This is a genomic window from Halomonas sp. A11-A, from assembly GCF_003182195.1.
Classification (GTDB): domain Bacteria; phylum Pseudomonadota; class Gammaproteobacteria; order Pseudomonadales; family Halomonadaceae; genus Halomonas; species Halomonas alkalicola.
In genome coordinates, this window is sequence record NZ_QGTM01000003.1 from 108,592 (window position 1) to 129,932 (window position 21,341).

Sequence of the window (21,341 nt, forward strand, 5' to 3'; positions counted from 1 at the left end):
GGATTATCGATGGCCACACAGGACCCACGGGTAGGGTACGGCCTGCCGACGATCCTCGCGGTGGCGCTGCACGTGGTGGTGGTGCTGTTCAGCGTGATCAGCCTGCCCAGCCGCGAGCCGGAACCGACCTCATCCTCCATCGTCCAGGCGACCCTGGTCAGCACCGAGACGGTGACCGACCAGGCGCAGCGTGCCGAGGCGGCGCGCTCGCGCGCCCTGGCGCGGGAAGCGGAGGAGCAGCGTCAGGCCGAGGAGGCCGCCCGCGAGGCAGAGGAGGCGGCTGCCGCCGTCGAGGCCGCGCGTCAGGCGGAGCAGGAGGCCGAGACCCAGGCTCAGGAAGAGGCCCGTCGTGCCGCCGAGGCGGCCGAGGCCGACGCCGCCCGGCGCGCCGAAGAGGCCGAACGCCAGGCCCAGCAGCGTGAGGAGCAGCGCGTTCAGCAGGAAGAGGCCGAACGGCAGCGTCAGGCCGAGGCGGAAGCCGAGCGACAGCGTCAGGCCGAGGCGGAAGCCGAGCGACAGCGCCAGGCCGAGGCGGAAGCCGAGCGACAGCGCCAGGCCGAAGCGGAAGCCGAACGGCAGCGTCAGGCCGAGGCAGAGGCCGAGCGCCAGCGCCAGGCCGAGGCGGAAGCCGAACGCCAGCGTCAGGCCGAGGCAGAGGCCGAGCGCCAGCGCCAGGCCGAGGCGGAAGCCGAACGCCAGCGTCAGGCCGAGGCGGAAGCCGAGCGTCAGCGCCAGGCCGAAGCCGAACGCCAGCGTCAGGCCGAGGAAGAGGCCCGTCGTCAGCGCGAAGCGGAGGAGCAGCGCCGCCGGGAGCAGGAGGCCCAGCGCCAGCGCGAGGCCGAGGAAGCCGCGCGCCGCGCCGCCGAGGCGGCGAGCCAGGGGCTCGATCGCGCCATCGATGGCGAGAGCGACGCCGTCGCCAATGCGCGACAGGGCCAGGAGGCCGCCAACAGCTTCATCAACCTGGTCCGCCGCGCGGTGGAGCAGGCCTGGGTGATTCCCCCCAATGTACCGGGCGGTTCCACCGCGGAGGTCGCGGTGCGTCTCGGCCCTTCCGGCGAGCTGTTCGGCGCCTCGATCACCCGCAGCAGCGGCGACAGCGCCTTCGATCGCTCGGCGATCCAGGCGGTCGAGGCCGCGGCACCGTTCGCCGAACTGCGACAGTTGCCAGCCAACCTGCAACGGGACTACCGTCAATTCAATCTGCGTTTCACACCGGGAGACGTGCGCTGATGAAAGCCCTGATCACTTCCTGGCTGACGGCTCTGCTGCTGTTCTTCAGCGGCATGGCCCAGGCCAACCTGACCATCGAGATCACCCGCGGCAGTGACCGGGCGACCCCGGTCGCCGTGGTGCCCTTCGCCGGCGGCGACGACTTCCCTGAGGACGTCGCCCAGGTGATCCACGACAACCTGGAGCGCAGCGGCTACTTCGACCCGCTGCCGCGCCGTCAGATGCTCGACCGCCCCAGCGAGAGCGACGAGGTGCGCTATGGCACCTGGCGCAGCCTAGACGTGCGCTACCTAGTGGTGGGGCGTGCCAGCCGCGAAGGCAACGGCTACCGCCTGCGCTACGAGCTGATGGACGTCAGCGGCGAGCGCCGCATGCTGGGGGAGGTGGTTACCGCCGACCAGAACGAACTGCGCGGCGCCGCCCACTACATCAGCGACCAGATCTTCGAGGCGATCACCGGCATTCGCGGTGCCTTCTCGACCCGCATCGCCTACGTGACGGCCCAGGGCGTGGGCGACAACATGCAGTTTACCCTCTACGTGGCGGATGCCGACGGCCGCAACAGCCAGCAGGTGCTGAGCTCACGGGAACCGATCCTGTCGCCGGCCTGGTCGCCCGACGGGCGCCGCCTGGCCTATGTCTCCTTCGAGACCGAGCGGCCGGCGATCTATATCCAGGACCTGGCCTCGGGCCAGCGGGTGCGCGCGACCTCCTTCCCGGGCGTCAACGGAGCGCCGGCCTGGTCACCGGATGGCCGCCGACTCGCCATGTCGCTCTCCAAGGATGGCCAGCCGGAGATCTACGTGATGGACATCGCCTCGCGAGAGTTCCAGCGCATCACCAACAGCTCGAGCATCGACACCGAGCCGGCTTGGGCGCCGGACGGTCGCAGCTTGCTATTCACCTCGGACCGCAGCGGCGGGCCGCAGCTCTACCGCCACGACTTCGCCAGCGGCCAGCAGCAGCGGCTCACCTTCACCGGCAACTACAATGCCCGCGGGCGCTTCTCGCCCGACGGGGAATCGATCTTCCTCGTTCACCGCTCCAGCAACGGCTTCCAGGTGGCGCGCCAGGACCTGGACAGCGGACGACTGGTCGTGCTGAGCGATTCGCGCTGGGATGAATCCCCCAGTGTTGCGCCCAACGGGACCATGGTAATCTTCGCCACCCAGCAGGGTAACAGCGGGGTATTGGGGGCAGTGACCGCCGACGGACGTGCGTCCTTCCGGCTGCCTTCCGCATCGGGCGACGTGCGTGAACCCGCATGGTCTCCCTTTCTCAACTGACCACAGTGATGTTGGTGCTCTTCGATTCAGTAAGGAGTAACACAATGCAACTCAAGCGCGGTCTCAAGCCCTATGCCAGGACCCTGGCGGTCGCTCTGTCCCTGGCCTTCGTGGCAGGTTGTTCCAGCAGTGGCGGGACCCAGGACGGGTCCATGGACAGTTCCCGCACCGGCAACGGCGTGGCCGGCAGCGGCGTCTCCGGTAGCCAGGTAGGCGGCACCGGTTTCGGCAGCGGCACCGCAGGCCAGGAGGCCGATGGCCGCATCCCCCAGCAGCGCACCATCTACTTCGAGTTCGACAGCGACCGCATCCGCAGCGAGTTCGAGCCGGTGCTGGCCGCCCACGCCCGCTACCTGCGCGAGAACGGCAACTCCCGCGTGGTCCTGCAGGGCCATACCGATGAGCGTGGCACCCGCGAGTACAACATGGCACTGGGCGAGCGCCGTGCCCGCTCCGTGGAGCGCTTCCTCTCCGTGCAGGGCGTGTCGCCCTCCCAGGTCGAGGTGGTGAGCTACGGTGAGGAGCGCCCGGCCGCCCGTGGCCAGAACGAGGACGCCTACGCCCAGAACCGTCGGGTCGTCTTCGCCTACTGAGTCGTCGGCACCCGCGTCGATGGAGACACGCATGAAACACGGTCTGAAAGGACTGTGCGGCGCGGGAGCCCTGGTGCTCCCGCTGTCCGTATGGCTCCCCGCAGTCGCGCAGCAGCCGGTGGTCGAAGACCTCACCTCCCAGCCGCGCACCTTCTACCAGCAGACGGAAACCCGCGAGGCCGCGGGCGGCAGCCTGGTGATCTTCAATCAGGTCCAGCAGCACGAGGAGGAGATCCGCCAGCTGCGCGGCCAGGTCGAGGAGCTTCGGCACCAGCTCGAGCAGCTGCGCCGCCAGACTCGCGACCAGTACCTGGACCTCGAGGACAGGCTCGCCACGGCGCCGGTCGGCGTCGGCGGGGATGCGAGCGCTCAGGTCGATGACGAGGCCGCACGCCAGGTGGCCCAGGCACCGTCGCCCAGCGGCGCGAGCCCCGAGGCCCAGCAGGCCTATCAGCAGGCCTTCGCCAGGGTCCAGGCCCGGGAGTTCAGCGAGGCCATCGGCGCCTTCGAACGCTTCGTGGCCCAGCACCCCGACAACAGCCTGACCGCCAATGCCTACTACTGGCTGGGGGAGCTGCACGCCGCGGAGGGCGACCTCGAGGCGGCCGAGCGCGAGTTCCGCACCGTGCTCGACGACTTCCCGCAGAGCAACAAGGTGCCCGACTCCCTCTACAAGCTGGGCCTGCTCAAGGCGCGCCAGGGCGACCCCCAGGCCAGCCGCGAGCTGCTCGAGCGGGTGCGCGAAGACTACCCGGACACCACCGCGGCGGGCCTGGCCAACGACTTCCTGCGCCAGTCCGGCAACTGATCACCAAGGAGACCCCATGACGACCTGCAAGATCGACTATCAGGCCCCTGCGGACCTGCTCAAGGACCGCATCATCCTGGTAACGGGCGCGGGCGACGGGATCGGCCGGGCCGCAGCCCTGACCTTTGCCCGTTACGGGGCCACGGTGATCCTGCTGGGCCGCACCATCGCCAAGCTGGAGAAGGTCTACGACGAGATCGAGGCCGCCGGCGGCCCTCAGCCGGCGATCTTCCCGCTCAACTTCGAGGGCGCCACCCTCAAGGACTACCACGACATGGCCGAGACCCTGGACCGGGAGTTCGGCCGCCTCGACGGTATCCTGCACAACGCCGGCCTGCTGGGGCGCATCACGCCCTTCGAGCAGTACAATCCGGAGCTGTGGGACCAGGTGATGCAGGTCAATATCAACGGGCCGATCTGGATGACCCAGGCGCTGCTGCCGCTGCTCAAGAGCGCCGAGGATGCCTCGGTGGTCTTCACTTCGTCCGGCGTGGGGCGCAAGGGGCGGGCCTACTGGGGGGCCTACGCCGTCTCCAAGTTCGCCACCGAGGGCTTCGTGGAGGTGCTGGCCGACGAGCTGGAGCACCTGGGGAACGTCCGCGTCAACAGCTTGAACCCGGGGGCGACGCGCACCCAGATGCGCAAGCAGGCCTACCCCGGCGAGCTGGCCGAGAGCCTGCGTACCCCGGAGGAGATCATGCCCACCTACCTGTGGCTGATGGGCGCGGAGAGCCGCGGCCACAACGGCGAGACATTCGACGCTCAGCCGCCGAAGGAGTAACCGCCCGACAACAGGCTCATGGGGTCAGGCCTGTGCGGTGTCGACCAGGCCCACCACGGTGGGCCTGGTGGCCGGGTCGGGGTCTGCGCCCGTGGCGACCGGGCCTGTCCCGGCGCCACTCACACTGTTTCCCGTCATCCTTGCAGCAGCGCGGCCACCAGCGCCTCGCCGCTCTCGAACCAGAGATCGGCGGGCCAGGCGCGATAGTCGTCGCCTTCCTCCACATAGCCCCAGCCCACCGCCACGGCCGCCATGCCGGCAGCGCGGGCGGCCTGGATGTCGCGCAGGTGGTCGCCCAGGTACCAGCAGGCCTGGGGCGCCACCGCAAGACGGCGGGCGGCCTCCAGCAGCGGGGCTGGGTCCGGCTTCTTCACCGGCAGGTCGTCGGCACACAGCAGCGCCCCCGGGGCCAGCCCCAGGGCAGCCACCAGAGGCTCGGCATAGGCCCGCGGCTTGTTGGTGACGATGCCCCAGGGGCGCTCGGCACCCTCCCACTGCTCCAGCAGCCGCACCAGCGGCGGGAAGACGCGGCTCTCGTCGGCCACCGCCTCGCCGTACGCGGCGAGCAGGAAGGTGCGCGCCTCGTCGTGGCCCTCGGCCTCCCTGGCGAGTCCGAGTGCCAGGGTCACCAGGGCGCTGCCGCCATTGGAGACCTGGGCGCGGATCACCGGATAGGGCAGGGGGGCGAGCCCATGGTGGGCGCGCAGGGCATTGGTGGCCCGGGCCAGGTCCGGCGCGGTATCCACCAGGGTGCCGTCGAGGTCGAAGAGCAGGGCGGCCGGACGCGTCGCGGTGATCACTCGGCCTCCCGGCGGCAGTGCATCAGGTAGTTCACCGAGACGTCGGTGGGGTGCAGGCGGTAGCGCCGGGTCAGCGGGTTGTAGACCAGGCCGCTCTGCTCCTGGATCTCGAGGTGTGCCGCGCGGCACCAGCCGGCCAGCTCCGCCGGGCGGATGAACTTCTCGTAGTCGTGGGTCCCGCGGGGCAGCAGGCGCAGCAGGTATTCCGCACCGAGGATCGCCAGGGCATAGGCCTTGGGGTTGCGGTTGAGGGTGGAGAAGAAGAGCTGGCCGCCGGGCTTGACCAGGGTGGCGCAGGCGCGCACCACCGAAGCCGGATCGGGCACGTGCTCGAGCATCTCCAGGCAGGTCACCACGTCGAACTCGCCGGGCCTTTCCTCGGCCAGCGCCTCCACGCTGATGCGGCGATAGTCGACCTCGACGCCGCTCTCCTCGGCATGCAGCCTGGCCACCGCCAGGGGCGCCTCGCCGAGATCGATGCCGGTGACCCGGGCGCCGCGGTGCGCCATCGCCTCGGCCAGGATGCCGCCGCCGCAGCCCACGTCCACCACTCGCTTGCCGGCCAGGCCCGCGCGGGCATCGATGAAGTCCAGGCGCAGCGGGTTGATCTCATGGAGCGGCTTGAACTCGCTCTCCGGGTCCCACCAGCGGCTGGCCAGGGCCTCGAACTTGGCAATCTCGCCGGGGTCGACGTTGCCCGCTTGCGTCTGACTTGCGCCCATCTGAGCTCTCCGTTCAGGATTCACGATGCAGTCCTAACCATGGATGTTGCCTGGCCGGCACAGTGGCAGGGCCAGGCTCGTCCGGTATCATGGCACCATTCTACCCGCTCTTGAGGCCGCATTCCCATGGCCAGGGGCGGGAGTCGCCTGGCGCGACGCGGCGGGGCTCTCAGGGTCCGGCCGCGTCGTGGCCATTCACTGACGATGACGTTACGGACAAGGATTTCACCATGATCAAGAAGGCCGTGCTTCCCGTCGCCGGCTTCGGTACCCGCTGCCTGCCGGCCTCCAAGGCAATTCCCAAGGAGATGATCACCATCGTTGACCGTCCGGTGATCCAGTACGTGGTCGAGGAGGCGGTCGCCGCCGGCATCCGCGATATCGTGCTGGTGACCCATGGCAGCAAGTCGGCCATCGAGAACCACTTCGACAAGCACTTCGAGCTGGAGGCGAGCCTCGAGGCCAAGGGCAAGCACGAGCTGCTCGCCGAGCTGCGCAGCATCGTGCCGGAGGACGTCAATATCATCAGCGTGCGCCAGCCCGAGCCCCTGGGGCTCGGCCATGCCGTGCTCTGCGCCCGCCCGGTGGTGGGTGACAACGAGCCCTTCGCGGTGCTGCTCCCCGACGTGCTGGTGGATGCCGAGGGCCTCGAACGCAACGACCTGGCCTGCATGCTCGGCGCCTTCGACGCCAGCGGCCGCGCCCAGCTGATGGTGGAGGAGGTGCCCCGCGAGCTGACCTACAAGTACGGCATCGTCGATACCGGGGGCGAGACACCCGCACCCGGCGAGTCGCACCCGCTGGCCGGCGTGGTGGAGAAGCCGCCGGTGGAGGAGGCACCCTCCAACCTGGCGGTGATCGGCCGCTACGCGCTGCCCGGCAGCATCTTCCAGCTGCTGGCCGAGACGGCCCCGGGGGCCGGGGGCGAGATCCAGCTCACCGACGCCATCGAGACCCTCCGCCAGCGCGAGGGCGTCGATGCCTTCCGCATGCGCGGCAAGACCTATGACTGCGGTCACCAGCTCGGCTACCTGGAAGCGATCCTCGCCTACGGACGCCGCCATGCCCGCTACGGCGAGGGATTCCGCGAGCTGCTCACCCGCTACGCCGACGAGGCCTGACGCCATGCGTGTGCTGATCCATGGCAGTGAACTGGCCGCGGCCACCGCCGCCGCCGCGCTCTCCTCGGTGGGCCATCGCGTCACCTGGCTTCCCCATCCCGAGACGCCCTGGGCAGAGCTCGAGCACGCCGACTGGCTGCGCCGCGAGCCCCGGCTGCTGGCCCAGCTGGAGGAGAGCCGCCAGGGCGGCAGCCTGCGGCTTGTCGAGACCCTCGAGGCGGCGCGCCCCGCCGACCAGGAGGTGCTCTGGCTGGCGGTCTCCCCCGGGCAGCGCGGCGACCTGGCCCCCCTGCTGGCCGCCCTTGCCGGCGGCGCCGCGACCCTGCTGGTGGTCAACAACTCCACCTTCCCGGTGGGCGAAACCGAGCGCCTGGAGGCCCAGCTCGAGGGCCGCGGCCGGACGGTCTCCCTGCCGGACCTGCTGGAGGAGGGGCGCGCCTGGGACACCTTCACGCGCCCCGGGCGCTGGCTGCTCGGCAGCGACGATGCCACCGCCGAGGCGCAGATGCGTGAGCTGCTGCGGGCCTTCAACCGCCGCAGCGAGGTGATCCAGCGCATGCCGCGCCGCGCCGCCGAGCTCACCAAGTTCGCCATCAACGGCATGCTGGCCACCCGCATCAGCTACATGAACGAGATGGCCGGCCTGGCCGACAGCCTGGGCGTCGACGTCGAGTACGTGCGCCGGGGCATGGGGGCGGATTCCCGCATCGGCTACGAGTATCTCTATCCCGGCTGCGGCTTCGGCGGCCCCAACTTCTCCCGGGACCTGATGCGCCTGGCCGACGTCCAGTCCGCCAGCGGTCGCCGCTCGGCGCTGCTCGAGCAGGTGCTCGACATCAACGAGCACAAGAAGGAGACGCTGTTCCGCAAGCTGTGGTCCCACTTCCATGGTCGCCTCGAGGGGCGCACCGTGGCCATCTGGGGTGCGGCGTTCAAGCCCGGCACGGCGCGCATCGACCATGCCCCGGTGCTGCGCCTGCTGCGGGCGCTGTGGGCGGAGGGGGTGCGGGTCCGGCTCCACGATCCCGCGGCGATTCCGGCACTGCTGGAGGAGGTGGGTGAGCAGCCGCTGTTGGAGGTGTTCGACGGCGATCCCCACGTCGCCTGCGAGGGCGCCTGCGCGCTGATGCTGGTGACCGAATGGAAGGCCTACTGGAACCCCGACTGGGAACGGCTCGCCGGCCTGCTGGGGGAGGGCCTGCTGGGGGAGGGCCTGCTGCTGGATGGCCGCAACATCTTCGACCCGGGCTGGGTGGCCGCCCAGGGCCTGCACTATCGGGGCATCGGACGTCGCGCGGATCCCTGACCGCCTCGGGCCTTCCCACCACAGCAAGCGGCCCCGCCAATGGCGGGGCCGCTCGTCTCCATCGGGCGTCAGCGACGCCTGACGTGCTTGCCGATCAGCCGGCGAAGTTCTGGGCGACGAACTCCCAGTTCAGCACGTTCCACACGCTCTCCAGGTACTTCGGACGGGCGTTGCGATAGTCGATGTAGTAGGCATGCTCCCACACGTCGATGGTCATCAGCGGGGTCTGGCCATGGGCGATCGGGGTGTCGGCGTTGCTGGTGTTGACGATGTCGACGCCGCCGTCCTCGGTCTTGATCAGCCAGGTCCAGCCGGAGCCGAAGTTGGCCACGGCGTTGGCGTTGAAGGTCTCCTTGAACTTCTCGAAGGAGCCGAACTTGGCGTTGATGGCGTCGGCCAGGGCGCCTGAGGGTTCGCCGCCGCCGTTGGGCGCCAGGCAGTGCCAGTAGAAGGTGTGGTTCCACACCTGGGCCGCCTGGTTGAAGAGGCCGCCGGAGGAGGACTTGATGATCTCTTCCAGAGACTTGCTGGCATCAGCGGTGCCTTCGGTCAGCTCGTTGAGCTTGGTCACGTAGGCCTGGTGGTGCTTGCCGTAGTGGTACTCGAGGGTCTCGGCGGAGATGTGCGGCTCCAGAGCGTTCTTGTCGTACGGCAGGGCGGGCAGTTCAAATGCCATTCAGGTTTCTCCTCGGGTCGTCACAATGAGTCACAGCGATCGTCCATGGTGGGTATTCCTTGCCTGGACTTCAAGGGGGCCGCTCCGTTGGCCGGACCCCGTGCGCCGTGGGGCAAAAAAACCTTACACTACGGCGACGCTGTACAGGGTGCCGCGGCATCATAGCACCCGTCGCAGGGGGCGCCAATTGTGCCCCCCGCCCACCGCCAGAGAAGGAGTTGACCATGGCTGATCGCCATGAGGACCGCCGTCATGCCGCCTCCATCGTCCCCGATCCCGAGGCCAGCCTCGCCTCCCGGCGCTGGCGGAGACCGCCGCCGCCCCGGGTATGGCCGCTGTGGCTGCTGGTCCTGGGGCTGGCCGCCGCCGGGGGCGGGGCGGGCTATCTGGCCTGGGAGGAGCGTGCGCGCCTCGATGCCGAAGTGGCCCGGCTTTCCGGGGAGCTCTCCAATGTCCATGCGCGCTTCGACGCGGCCCTCGGCGAGGGCGAGGCGCTCACCGACATCGAGGCACGCCTGACGGCCCTCGTGCGTCGCGACGAAGCTCACGACGGGCTGCTGGCGGTACTCGAGGAGGACCTTGCCGCGGGGCTGGAGGCCCAGGAGGCCCGCCACGACGCCCTTCAGCAGCGCCTCGTACGCATCGCCGAGGCCGCCGCCACCCGCGAGGCGATGCTGGCGGCGACCCAGCTCTCCCTGGATGCCCTGGAGCGCGCCGGAACCGAGGGGCGGGGCGCCCTGGGCGATGCCCTCGAGGCCCAGCGCGGCCAGCTGGACGACCTGGTCGAGGCCCAGGCCAGCGAGCGCCGGCGCCTGGACGCGCTGGAAGAGCGGCTCGGCCAGCTTGCCGTCGAGAGCGGCCAGGACGAGGCCGTGGCGCGCCTCGAGGCCGACCAGCAGGCCCTGGCCGAGCGCCTCGCCGAGGCCGAGGAGGCCGCCGAGCGTCAGCGTCAGAGCCTCGACGAGCGGTTGGCCGCCTTGGGAAGGGAGGTTGAAGCCCTCGCCGCGGCAAGGGATGATGAGGTCAGCGCGCAGGAGGCCCTGGCGGCCCGCCTCGCGGCCCTGGCGGTGGAAGTCGGAGAGCTGCGGCGCAGCCAGCTTGCGCTGAGTGCGCGCCTGGAGGCCCTGCGTCCCTGATGGCGACTTGCCATGGGGGCGGGAACACGAGTCGCATGGAGCGAAGGCGTCTAGAGATGGGAGATCATGTGGGAAAACGCCTGGGAGCCGCGACTCTGGTGGCGGCCCTTGCCCTGATGCCGGGCGGGGCCCTTGCCCTGGATGTTCGCATCGACGGCATCGACGGCAACGTGGCCGAGAACATCCGCCACTACCTGGACGGGCTGGACCCCGAGCAGTTCAGCCGCGCCCGGGTCGAGGGCGAGGCCCAGCGCCGCACCCGCGAGGCGATGCGGGTTTACGGCTACTACGCGCCTGATATCCGGCTGCGCCTCGACGAGCGCGATCCTCCGCGCCACGTCGAGCTGGCCATCGACCCCGGCCCCCGCGTCACCATCGAGCGCCTCTCCTTTCGCCTGGCCGGCGATGCCCGCGAGGACCCTCCCTTCCAGGAGGCCATCGACGCCTTTCCCCTGGCCGTGGGCGACCCCCTGGTGCATGCCCCTTACGACCACCTGCGAGCCCGGCTGGCCAACCTCTCCCTGGAGCGGGGCTACTTCGACTGGCGCTTCATCGACCGCCGCATGGAGGTACGCCCCTTCGCCGAGAGCGCTCGACTCTACCTCGCCCTGGACAGCGGGCCCCGCTATCGCTTCGGCAACGTCACCTTGAACGGCAGCCATATCGAGCCCGAGCGCCTGCGCAACATGCTGACCTTCGCCCCCGGTGACCCCTACCTGGCCGGCGAGCTGGCTCGCTACAACCAGCGCCTCGGCCAGACCCGCTGGTTCGGCTCGATCACCGTGCGCCCCCGGCTGCTCGAGGGCGAGGCGCTGTTTCGTGACGCCGACGCCGCGTCAGCCGAGGCAGACGGCTGGTGGGGCGAGCTTGAGGCCTCACCCCCGGAGGTCGGGACACCGACCCTGACCATGGCCGCGGTCGACGCGGCCACCGCGGTGGGGCGTCGCGGCCCCCCCGAAGTGCCGGTCGACGTCACCCTCACACCGGCCGATCGTCACCAGTTCGAGGTGGGGGTGGGCTTCGCCACTGACGTGGGGCCGCGGTTGCGCTTCTCATGGGACCAGCCGTGGATCAACCGCTATGGCCATGGGCTGGACCACGACCTCTTCATCTCGGCGCCGGAGCAGCGCTTCTCCGGGGTCTACAGCATGCCGCTGGATGATCCGCTGCGCGACAGCTACCGCTTCCAGTACGGCTTTCGGCATCGCGACAACCAGGATACTCGCTCGCTGGAGGCGACCCTCGAGGGCGCGCGGCGCTGGGAGTTCGAGAACCGCTGGGTGCAGACGATCTACGTGCGCAGCACCTTCGAGGACTTCGCCCAGGGCGGCGACGACGAGCAGGTGGTGATCTTCTACCCCGGCGTCAGCTGGTCGCGGACCCGGACCCGCAATCCCACCTTCCCCACCTGGGGGGATCGCCAGCGCATCGCCTTCGAGGTCTCCGACGGCGCCTGGGGCTCCGACGCCGACTTCCTGCGCATGACCGGTGAGACCCAGTGGATCCGCCTGTTAGGCGACGACATGCGCCTGGTGACCGGCATGGGCATCGGCGCCATCGAGACCGACGACTTCAGCAAGATCCCCCCCTCGCTGCGCTTCTTCGCCGGCGGTGACCGCAGCGTGCGCGGCTATGGCTACGAGAGCCTCTCGCCCCGCAACGAGGAGGGCAAGCTGACCGGTGGCCAGCAGCTGTTGACCGCCAGCGTGGAGCTGCAGCGACGGCTGACCGGCGACTGGTGGGGCGCCGCCTTCGTCGACGCTGGCGACGCCTTCGAGGAGTGGGGGCCCGATGACCTCAACACCGGTGCCGGCCTCGGCGTTCGCTGGATCTCTCCGGTGGGCCCCATCCGTTTCGACATCGCTCACCCCTTAGACGACGAGGACAATGCGTGGCGCATCCACTTCGCCATCGGTCCAGAGTTCTGAGCCTGCTCTGGGCCCTGTTTCGCCTGCTGATCCTGCTGCCGCTCACCCTGCTGGGGCTGGCCATCCTGGCCCTGGGCCTGGCGCTCTCCCCCTGGGGCACGGGGCTGCTGCTGGATGCCGGGGCGCGCCAGGGGGTCTACCAGCTGGAGAGCCATGAGGGCGCGCCGCTCGATCGCCTGGTGCTGCACGGGTTCAAGCTCGAGGCCGGTCCGGCCCGCGTGGCGCTCGAGCGCCTCGAGCTCGCCTGGGCCGACGACTGCCTGCTGCAGGGGCGGCTCTGCCTGGACACCCTGGCGGTGGACGGCGCTCGGATCCGAGTCGGGGCGGGCGAGGAGGGCGACGACGACCCGGCGCTCGCCGGCGAGCCCCTGGAGGAGATCCGTCTGCCGTTTCCGGTGGAACTGCGCACCCTGGCCTTCAACGATGTGGAGGTGATGCTGGCCGACGGCACCCGGCTGCGCTGGGACACCTTCACCAGCGGGGCGCTGGCCGAGGAGCAGAGCGTCACCCTGCGCCCCACGCGCCTGGCCGGCATGCGGCTGCTGCTGCCCCTGTCGCCGGGCGCCCTGCTCGCCCTAAGCGAGGCCGAGCACGAGGGGCCGCGCATCGCCGCCGCCGCTATCGATGCCGCCATCGCCGTGCGCTCGCCGCTGCCGGCGGAAGTGGCCGCGGAGCTCGAGGGGCTCGCCGCCACGCCGCTTGCCGAGCAGCCCCGCCGCGCGCTGCCCGAGATCCACCTGCCGCTGCGCCTGGAGGTCCCGGAGCTGCTGGTGGAGGACAGCGCCGTGGAAGGCGCCGTGGAGTACGGCATACGGCGCCTGGCCCTGACGCTCTCCGCCAGCGGTCACGACGTGGAGCTCCACCCCCTGGAGGTGAGCAGCCGCGACGCCGATGCCCGCCTCCAGGCGCGGGTCTCGCTGCGCGATGACTACCCGCTTAAGGCGCGACTGCAGAGCGCCCTGTGGTTGCCGGACCGCCTTCCTGAGCTTGCCGGCCAGCGCATCGACCTGGCCCTGGACGGCAGCTTGGCCGAGCTGCTGGTGCGGCTGCAGCTGGAGGGGCCAGTCAACGCCGCCCTGGATGCGCGCCTGGATGCGCTGGAGCCGACGCTGCCCTTCAGCGCCTCCCTGGCCAGCGACCTGGTGCAGTGGCCGCTGCCCGGCGCCATGTCGGAGGAGGAGGCCGCCCCCGAGCCCTGGCTGGTGGAGGAGCTGGCGCTGCGCGCCGAGGGTCGCCTGACCGGCTACCGGCTGGCCGCCTCGCTGATGGTGGAGGGCCCCGAGGTCCCCTTCACCCGGGTGGCGCTGGCCGGCAGCGGCGATCTCGAGCACTTCGCCTGGACCCCGCTCTCGATTAGCCTCGCCGGCGGCTCCCTGGTGACCCGCGGGCGCGTCGACTGGGCCGAGGAGCTGGCGGTGGAGGCCGTGGCGCGCCTGGATCGCGTGAAGCCCGGGCGCTTCGTGGAGGGGCTCGACGGGCGCCTCGACGGCGACATCGCGGCGAGCTTCACCCAGTCGGCAGAGGGCTGGCAGCTGGCCATCCCGACCCTCTCCATCAGCGGCGTTCTCCAGGAGCTGCCACTGGCCCTCGATGCACGCCTGAGCGGCAACAGCGACATGCGCTGGGAGATCGACACCCTCGACTTCCGTCAGGGGGAGAATCGCCTCAATGCCGCCGGCCGGGTCAGCGAGGCCCTCATCGACCTGGCCGGCGAGTTGGACATGCCCAACCTCCGGAGCCTCCACGACGAGCTCTCCGGCACCCTGGCCGGGCGCTTTGCCGCCGGTGGCAGCCTCGAGGCGCCCCAGCTCGACCTCGAGCTCGGCGGCGACGACCTGGCCTTCGCCCAGCATCGGGTGGACTCGCTGCGCCTTAGTGCCGATATCAGCGGCATCGAGGACCCTGCCCTCGACGTGAGCCTCGAGCTCGAGCGCCTCAACGCCGCCGGCCAGCGCTTCAGCGAGATCACCCTGGGGGTCGACGGCCGCCTCTCCGACCATCGCCTGACCGTGGTGGCCCAAGCCGCACGCGGCATGCCCCTGTCGCGTGCGGCCCTTGCCCTCGAGGGTGGGCTCGATGGGGCCCGGGAACGCTATCGCGGCGCGCTCATGCCGCTGGAGGTCGATACCGAGTTCGGCGACATCCGCCTGGCGGAGGCGATCGCCTTCGAGGCCAACCTGCCCGCCGGCAGCGTCAGAGCCGAGCCCTTCTGCCTGCGTCGCGAGCAGGGCGGCGAGCTCTGCCTCGTCGAGACGCTCGAGGCCTCTGCCGGCCGCGGGCGCACCGCGCTGACCCTGCGTGACCTGCCCATGTCGCTGCTCGACGAGTGGGTGCCGGAGGAGTGGACCCTCAAGGGCGGAAGCGAGCTCGACCTGGTGGCCGAGTGGCGCCAGGGCGGGAGCGCCTGGCAAGCCGACCTACGCCTTGAGAGCGACCTGGCCGTCGAGGGGCTCGATGCCTACGGCCAGCCCTGGTCGCTGCCGGCCTCACACCTGACGGCTCGGATCTCCGCCACCCAGGCGCGGGCCGAGGTGGACCTCGACCTGAACGTGGCCGAGGCGGGGCAGGTGGGCCTGGCGCTGACCATCGACGATCCGGCGGGGGCGGGACGACTCGACGGCCAGTTGCGCCTGGACGACCTGCGCCTCGATCGCTATCGCACCCTGGTGGCGGGCATGGAGACCCTGGAGGGGCGCCTGAACGGCCAGGTGGCCATTACCGGCACCACCCAGGTGCCCTCCCTGGACGGTCGCATCGACCTGGCCGGGCTGCGCCTGCGCGGGGCCGATGTGCCGGTGGAGGTCCGCGACGGGGAGGTGGCGATCACGCTCAGCGGCGACCAGGGCCGCATCGACGGCTTCATCGCCGCCGAGGAGGGGCGCCTGGCCATTCGCGGCGATGCCGCCTGGCCCAGCGCCGACGACTGGCGCATTAGCATCGCCCTGGATGGCCGCGACCAGCCGCTGCTGGCGGTACTGCCGGCCTTCGGCCGCCTACGCCTGGCCCCGGACGTGACCGTGCTGGTGACGCCCTCGCTGCTGCAGGTGCGTGGCGAGGTACGGGTGCCCTGGGCGAGGCTGGAGGTGAGCGAGCTGCCGCCCTCCGCCGTGTCGCCGAGCCCGGACGAGATCATCATCACCCGCCGCGACGAGGAGCGCGCGCGGCGCCAGGCCCAGCGGGCCGCCGAGGCGGCCGCGGGCGAACCCGGTGAGGAGGCCGCCGAGGCCCTGGCCCGCGCCGGCATGGCGGTCGATGTACAGCTGAACCTGCGCCTGGGCCCCGATATGCAGCTGTCGGCCTATGGCCTGGAGTCCGGCCTCTCCGGCACCCTGGAGGTACGCCAGCAGAGCGGGCCGGTGCAGCTGTTCGGCGATGTCAGCCTGGTGGACGGCCGCTTCCGGGCCTACGGCCAGGACCTGCTGATTCGCGAGGGGCAACTGCTGTTCAGCGGCCCGCCGGACCAGCCGCTGCTCAGCTTCGAGGCGATCCGCAACCCCAACGTCACCCAGGACGGCGTGATCGCCGGGCTGCGCGTCACCGGCACCGCCGCGGAGCCGCAGCTGCGGGTCTTCTCCGAGCCGGCCATGGACGAGGCGCGGGCGCTCTCCTACCTGTTGCGTGGGCGCGCCCCGGACGGCGGCGATACCGACGGCGCCCTGACCCAGGCCCTGATCGGCCTGACCCTGGGCCAGACCGGTGGTGCCGTGGGCGCCATCGGCGAGGCCTTCGGCATCTCCGATCTCGCCCTTGAGACCGCCGGTACCGGCGACGAGAGCCAGGTGGTGGTGGCCGGGCAGCTCACCGATGACCTGCGCATCAGCTACGGGGTCGGGGTCTTCTCGCCGATCGCCGAGCTGACGCTACGCTATACCCTGTGGCGCAACCTCTACTTGGAGGCGATCTCCGGGGCGGCCCAGGCGGTGGACCTGGTCTACGCCTTCAGCCGTCCCGGAGATCCGCCGAGGATCTCCGAGCAAGACCGATAGCGACAACCCGGGAGGGACGAGACGATGGCGATGGAAACCTGCGTGCTGGGCGGCGGCTGCTTCTGGTGCCTGGATGCCAGCTTCCGCCTGGTGGAGGGCGTGGAGCAGGTGGTGTGTGGCTATGCCGGGGGCGATGACCCGGCGCCGACCTACGAGGCGGTCTGCCGCGGCACCACCGGCCACGCCGAGGTGGTCGAGCTGACCTATGACCCGGCGGTGATCGGATTTCGCGACCTGCTGATGATCTTCTTCGCCCTGCATGACCCCACCACGCCAAACCGCCAGGGCAATGACGTGGGTACCCAGTACCGCTCGGTGATCTACACCCTGGACGAGGAGCAGGCCCGGGAGGCTCGGGAGATGATCGATGCGCTGGCGGTCGACTACGCGGCCCCCATCGTCACCGAGGTGGCCCCCCTGGCGGTGTTCTATCCCGCCGAGGACTATCACCAGGACTACTTCACGAAGAACCCCGGCAATGCCTACTGCCAGTTCGTGATTCCCCCCAAGCGCCAGAAGCTGGCCCAGCACTTCGGCCACCGGCTCAAGGGCTGAGGGCCACCCTCGCCCTGGGGCAGCAGGGCCTGGACGTGGCGGTTGGGCAGCCCCGCGGGAGGGACGAAGTCAGCGCGATGCAGCTGACCGGTCATGGCGGGCTCACGCCTCCTGGGGAGTGAGGTTGTCCGGGCCCTCGGCGGTCACCAGCACGTTGTCCTCGATGCGGATGCCGCCGTGGTCCGCCAGGCGCTCCACCCGTCCCCAGTTCACCTCGGTCCGGTGGCGATGGGCCTCCAGCAGCATGGGGATGACATAGAGCCCCGGCTCCATGGTGACCACCATGCCGGCTTCCAGTTCCCGGGTGAGGCGCAGCGCCGGGTGCTCGGCGGGGGGCGGTAGCGGCGCGCCCTCGGCACTCACCCGGCCGGCCACGTCGTGGACCTGCACGCCGAGCAGGTGGCCGAGCCCGTGGGGGCAAAAAGCGCGGGTCAGGCCGCTGGCCAGCACCGCCTCCGGCGAGGCCGCCACCAGGTCGTGGAAGACCAGCAGGGCCGCGAGCTCCTCGTGCATCCGCTGGTGCAGACCCACGTAGCTCACCCCGGGGGCGAGCCCGGCGATCAGCCGCTGCTGCAGCGCGGTGACGCCCTCGATCAGCGGCGCGAACTCGGGCGCCGCCGCGGGGCCGGCCCAGGTGCGGGTGATGTCGGCGCAGTAGCCCCGGAAGCGCCTGCCGCCATCCAGTAGCAGGCTGTGCCGTACCGGTGGCGGCGCCGTATCGTAGTGCTGGTAGTGGAGCACCCCGGCGTGGGCGTTGAGCCCGACGATGTTGGGGTAGGGCAGCTCGCTCTCACGCTGGCGGGCCGCGGCCAGGTACGCCAGCTGGATATCGAACTCAGCGCCGCCTGCCTCGAACGCCTCCCGCGCGGCCAGGTGGCCGGCCAGGGCGCGGCGGTTGGCCTCGCGCAGGCAGCTCACCTCGTAGTCGCTCTTGCGCACGCGTAGCTCATCGAGCGCGGCCACAAGGCCCGGGGGATTGGCTTCGGCGCCCAGCGCCCTTGCCATCCCGCAGTCGAGATCCCCCAGCACCGCGAAGCGCCCGGGGGGCAGCGCCGGCGCCTCGCGCGTCTCGCGCCGCACCACCCGAAAGCGCGTGACCCAGGGCTCCTCGGGCAGCTCGGCGGGGAGGTGCCAGAAGTCCTGAGGGGCATGCAGATAGAGGGTCGGCGGCTCGCCCGGGCGGATCAGCAGCCAGCTGTGGGCGAGCTGCGCCTGGCTGCTCCAGTGCACGAAATGGCCGTAGGCGGCGAAGCTGGCATGCTGGTCATCGCCGAAATGGCGGGCCGGCCGGCCGCTGTAGAGCAGCACGCCATCGAACCCCTGGGCCGCCAGCACTTCGGCGTAGGCCTGGGTCAGGGCGCTCAGATGAGCGTGCTGCTGGCGATCACGTTCGGTCATGGGGTCGGAATCCTGGCGGGTGGGTGAGCCGATGCGCTGCCTAGTCGCATTGTAGCCCTCCTTAGGTATGACGGGCAGGGCAGACAGGGCACGGTTCGGCTGGCATCATGCGCAGCGCATGAGTCACACGGGGAGGATCACGATGCAGAGGCTGTGGAAATCGCTGATGGCCGTCCTGGCGACAGGCGTGGCCCTGGCGCTGGCCGGTCCGCTGCAGGCCGAGTCGCCGAACGGGGAGGGACCCCGCTTCGAGGATCCGCGCGAGGCCGTCACCTGGCGCCGCGAGGAGTTCAAGGGCATCGAGCGGCTGGTGCGCCAGCTGCGCTTCGACCTGGTCAACAACCAGGACGCCCGGGGCGCCGCGCCGCGCCTGGCGGAACTCGCCGAGGTCGCCAGCGGCGCACACCTGCTGCCCGCCTTCATCGAGGGCAGCCACGGACGGGGCTCCGAGGCCCGCGCGCGCATCTGGGAGGAGTGGGAGCAGTTCGAGGCGGGGTTCACGGCCCTGGAGGAGCGGGTCGCGGCCCTGCGCGAGGCCGCCGAGGCGGAGGACTACCGCCTGGCGACCCGGGAGCTGTCCGATCTCAGCCTGACCTGCCGCAGCTGCCACCGGCGCTACCGCTACTAGCCGGCCGGGGTGAGGCCCTCGAGGTGGTAGAGGGTCTCGATCTGGTCGAGGCCTGAGAGGCTGCAGCCGAGGTCCTTGACCCGGCCATCCGCCAGCCCGTACACCCAGCCGTGCACCGAGACCTCCTGGCCACGCTGCCAGGCGTGCTGGATAATCTTGGTGCGGCACAGGTTCATCACCTGGGCCTCGACGTTGAGTTCGCACATGCGGTCCACCTGGTCGTCAAGGGAGAGCGACGCCAGCGCCTCACGGTGGCGGCTGTAGAGCTCGCGCACCGTGTGCAGCCAGATGTCCACCATGCCGTGGTCGCCACCGGTGACCGCGGCCTTCACCCCGCCACAGCTGTAGTGGCCCACCACCATGATATGGCGCACGCCCAGCACATCGATGGCATACTGCAGCACCGAGAGGGCGTTGAGGTCGTTGTGGTGCACCAGGTTGGCGACGTTGCGGTGCACGAAGACCTCGCCTGGCGGCAGCGAGATGATCTGGTTGGCCGGCACGCGGCTGTCGGAGCAGCCGATCCACAGATAGTCGGGCTTCTGCTGCCGAGAGAGGCGGGCAAAGAACTCCGGGTCGTCGCGGCAGACCTTCTCTGCCCAGAGGCGGTTGTTCTCCAGCAGGCCGTGGATTTCCTTCTTCATGGCGGGGGCTCTTATCATGGGGCGGGGGCCGTACGACCGTTGGCGGAGGGTTTTACCCGGTCGAGACGCGCTGGGTCAAATCGCCGCCTGCCGGGGCCGGGAGTCGGCTGCTATCATGCCGCCACGATCGTATCGGGCCCAGGCCCCAAGCAACAGGAGAATCTCGTGTCCGAGCCTACCGACTCCCACTATGACTGGGACCTCTTTGTCATCGGCGCCGGCTCCGGCGGCGTACGGGCGGCGCGTACCGCCGCGGCCACTGGTGCCCGGGTCGCCGTGGCCGAGGATCGCTATCTCGGCGGCACCTGCGTGAACGTGGGTTGTGTGCCCAAGAAACTCTACTCCTATGCCGCCCACTTCCATGACGCCTTCGAGGACGCCGCCGGCTTCGGCTGGCAGCTCGACGTGGCGCCACGGTTCGACTGGGCCACCCTGCGCGACAACAAGGTCGGCGAGATCAAGCGCCTCAACGGCATCTACGGACGCCTGCTGGAGGGCGCCGGGGTCCGCCTGATCAACGGGCGTGCGCGGATCCTTGATGCCCACACCGTCGAGGTAGCCGGCGAGACCCACCGTGCCGAGAAGATCCTGGTGGCGGTGGGCGGCTGGCCCTTCGTACCGGAGTTCCCGGGCAGCGAGCTGGCCCTGACCTCCAACGAGGTGTTCGATCTCGATGCCTTCCCCGAGCGCTTCCTGGTGCTGGGGGGCGGCTACATCGCCGTGGAGTTCGCCAGTATCTTCAACGGCCTGGGCAGCCAGACCCATCTAGTCTACCGCGGCGAGCTGTTCCTGCGTGGCTTCGACCGCGAGGTGCGTGAGTTCACCCGCGACCAGATGGCCGCCAAGGGTGTCGACCTGCGCTTCGAGGTCAATATCGAGCGCATCGAGCGCAGCGAAGGCGGCCTGGCGGTGACCCTGACCAGCGGCGAGGTACTGGAGGTGGACGCCGTGCTGGCCGCCACCGGTCGCCGACCGCACCTGGCGGGGCTCGGTCTCGATGCCCTGGGGGTCGAACTCGCCGAGAGCGGCCATGTGAGGGTCAACGACCGCTTCGAGAGCTCGGTGCCCTCGATCCTGGCGATCGGCGACGTCACCGGCGGCCTCGAACTGACCCCGGTGGCCCTGGCCGAGGCGATGCACCTGGTGGCCCACCACTTCAGCGACACCCCGCCGGCGGCCCCCCTGGACTACCGCAACATTGCCACCGCGGTGTTCTGCCACCCGAATATCGGCACCGTGGGGCTCTCCGAGGAGCAGGCCCGCGAGCAGTGCGGCGAGATTCGCGTCTACGTCACCGACTTCCGCCCCATGAAGCACACCCTCTCGGGGAGCCAGGAGCGCTGCCTGATGAAACTGGTGGTGGATGACGCAAGCGACGTGGTGGTGGGCGCCCATATGGTGGGCGAGGAGGCCGGGGAGGTGATCCAGGGCATCGCCATCGCCGTGCGGGCAGGCCTCACCAAGGCCGATTTCGACGCCACCGTTGGCATCCACCCCACCGGGGCCGAGGAGTTCGTCACCCTGCGTACGCTGACGCGGCGCTGAGTCTTCCTCCTTACACGGTACCTACCCATCGGGCCACCTTCGGGTGGCCCGATGGCGTTTGGATGGCGGCCCCGAACACAGCAGGCTGAACTAGGCTGCGGAGGAGGGCGATAGGCGGAAGGGCACGACTCCTCTGGCCCCGGCAGGCGGTTTCGCTGTCGACAGCGTACATTGCATAATTTTTTATTATAGATA

Annotated in this window: 18 protein-coding genes; 13 read left to right on the forward strand and 5 right to left on the reverse strand. The window is 70.4% G+C overall.

What is annotated here, in order from left to right:
• Window positions 1–9 precede the first annotated feature (9 nt).
• From tolA to DER72_RS03920, 5 genes are read left to right on the forward strand one after another with little or no spacing between them, the layout of a single operon-like run.
• On the forward strand, window positions 10–1,233 hold the full coding sequence (tolA, locus tag DER72_RS03900; RefSeq protein WP_110068684.1) for a cell envelope integrity protein TolA: 1,224 nt from the start codon (window positions 10–12) through the stop codon (window positions 1,231–1,233).
• A complete protein-coding gene (gene tolB, locus DER72_RS03905; protein WP_110068685.1) occupies window positions 1,233–2,519 on the forward strand; it encodes a Tol-Pal system beta propeller repeat protein TolB in 1,287 nt (428 codons plus the stop codon). Before tolA ends, tolB begins: the two co-directional genes overlap by 1 nt.
• Before the next feature lie 44 nt (window positions 2,520–2,563).
• On the forward strand, window positions 2,564–3,112 hold the full coding sequence (pal, locus tag DER72_RS03910; protein ID WP_110068686.1) for a peptidoglycan-associated lipoprotein Pal: 549 nt from the start codon (window positions 2,564–2,566) through the stop codon (window positions 3,110–3,112).
• 31 nt (window positions 3,113–3,143) lie between these two features.
• Complete coding sequence (gene ybgF / locus DER72_RS03915) at window positions 3,144–3,920, forward strand: tol-pal system protein YbgF (protein WP_110068687.1); 777 nt, start codon at window positions 3,144–3,146, stop codon at window positions 3,918–3,920.
• Between the two features lie 16 nt (window positions 3,921–3,936).
• Window positions 3,937–4,701, forward strand: a complete 765-nt coding sequence (locus DER72_RS03920) for a YciK family oxidoreductase (protein WP_110068688.1) — start codon at window positions 3,937–3,939, stop codon at window positions 4,699–4,701.
• 134 nt (window positions 4,702–4,835) lie between these two features.
• Here the strand turns inward: DER72_RS03920 and DER72_RS03925 are convergent, their stop codons facing one another.
• The gene (locus tag DER72_RS03925; RefSeq protein WP_110068798.1) at window positions 4,836–5,498 is read right to left on the reverse strand and encodes an HAD-IA family hydrolase; all 663 of its coding nucleotides are present in this window, start codon (window positions 5,496–5,498) and stop codon (window positions 4,836–4,838) included.
• Window positions 5,498–6,223 carry a bifunctional 2-polyprenyl-6-hydroxyphenol methylase/3-demethylubiquinol 3-O-methyltransferase UbiG gene (ubiG, locus tag DER72_RS03930; RefSeq protein ID WP_110068689.1) on the reverse strand — a complete coding sequence of 242 codons (726 nt, stop codon included), beginning with the start codon at window positions 6,221–6,223 and terminating at the stop codon, window positions 5,498–5,500. Before ubiG ends, DER72_RS03925 begins: the two co-directional genes overlap by 1 nt.
• Before the next feature lie 230 nt (window positions 6,224–6,453).
• Between ubiG and galU the strand changes: the two genes are divergently transcribed.
• Together galU and DER72_RS03940 are read left to right on the forward strand one after the other, a co-directional pair.
• Window positions 6,454–7,344, forward strand: a complete 891-nt coding sequence (galU, locus tag DER72_RS03935) for a UTP--glucose-1-phosphate uridylyltransferase GalU (protein WP_110068690.1) — start codon at window positions 6,454–6,456, stop codon at window positions 7,342–7,344.
• 4 nt (window positions 7,345–7,348) lie between these two features.
• Window positions 7,349–8,650: a UDP binding domain-containing protein gene (locus DER72_RS03940; RefSeq protein ID WP_110068691.1), complete on the forward strand. Its 1,302-nt coding sequence runs from the start codon at window positions 7,349–7,351 to the stop codon at window positions 8,648–8,650.
• A gap of 94 nt (window positions 8,651–8,744) precedes the next feature.
• Here the strand turns inward: DER72_RS03940 and DER72_RS03945 are convergent, their stop codons facing one another.
• Window positions 8,745–9,326, reverse strand: coding sequence for a superoxide dismutase (locus DER72_RS03945; RefSeq protein ID WP_110068692.1), 582 nt, complete (start codon window positions 9,324–9,326; stop codon window positions 8,745–8,747).
• 224 nt (window positions 9,327–9,550) lie between these two features.
• Between DER72_RS03945 and DER72_RS16570 the strand changes: the two genes are divergently transcribed.
• The 4 genes from DER72_RS16570 to msrA are packed head-to-tail and all read left to right on the forward strand — an operon-like array spanning window position 9,551 to window position 16,931.
• Complete coding sequence (locus tag DER72_RS16570) at window positions 9,551–10,462, forward strand: hypothetical protein (RefSeq protein WP_110068693.1); 912 nt, start codon at window positions 9,551–9,553, stop codon at window positions 10,460–10,462.
• Between the two features lie 56 nt (window positions 10,463–10,518).
• Window positions 10,519–12,390: an autotransporter assembly complex family protein gene (locus DER72_RS03955; RefSeq protein ID WP_110068694.1), complete on the forward strand. Its 1,872-nt coding sequence runs from the start codon at window positions 10,519–10,521 to the stop codon at window positions 12,388–12,390.
• On the forward strand, window positions 12,354–16,376 hold the full coding sequence (locus DER72_RS03960; protein ID WP_258306185.1) for a translocation/assembly module TamB domain-containing protein: 4,023 nt from the start codon (window positions 12,354–12,356) through the stop codon (window positions 16,374–16,376). Before DER72_RS03955 ends, DER72_RS03960 begins: the two co-directional genes overlap by 37 nt.
• Window positions 16,377–16,400: 24 nt before the next feature.
• The gene (msrA, locus tag DER72_RS03965) at window positions 16,401–16,931 is read left to right on the forward strand and encodes a peptide-methionine (S)-S-oxide reductase MsrA (RefSeq protein ID WP_110068695.1); all 531 of its coding nucleotides are present in this window, start codon (window positions 16,401–16,403) and stop codon (window positions 16,929–16,931) included.
• A gap of 102 nt (window positions 16,932–17,033) precedes the next feature.
• Here msrA and pepQ read toward each other — a convergent pair whose 3' ends face one another.
• Window positions 17,034–18,329: a Xaa-Pro dipeptidase gene (gene pepQ, locus DER72_RS03970; RefSeq protein WP_110068696.1), complete on the reverse strand. Its 1,296-nt coding sequence runs from the start codon at window positions 18,327–18,329 to the stop codon at window positions 17,034–17,036.
• A 142-nt stretch (window positions 18,330–18,471) separates the two neighbouring features.
• Between pepQ and DER72_RS03975 the strand changes: the two genes are divergently transcribed.
• Window positions 18,472–18,957 (forward strand): cytochrome c, encoded by a 486-nt coding sequence (locus tag DER72_RS03975; RefSeq protein ID WP_110068697.1) that lies wholly within the window; start codon window positions 18,472–18,474, stop codon window positions 18,955–18,957.
• On the opposite strand, the gene can is transcribed toward DER72_RS03975, so the two are convergent.
• Window positions 18,954–19,601 (reverse strand): carbonate dehydratase, encoded by a 648-nt coding sequence (gene can / locus DER72_RS03980; RefSeq protein WP_110068698.1) that lies wholly within the window; start codon window positions 19,599–19,601, stop codon window positions 18,954–18,956. The genes DER72_RS03975 and can overlap by 4 nt on opposite strands.
• A 165-nt stretch (window positions 19,602–19,766) precedes the next feature.
• On the opposite strand from can, the gene gorA reads away from it, so the two are divergent.
• A complete protein-coding gene (gene gorA, locus DER72_RS03985) occupies window positions 19,767–21,146 on the forward strand; it encodes a glutathione-disulfide reductase (RefSeq protein ID WP_110068699.1) in 1,380 nt (459 codons plus the stop codon).
• The last annotated feature ends 195 nt before the right edge of the window (window positions 21,147–21,341 follow it).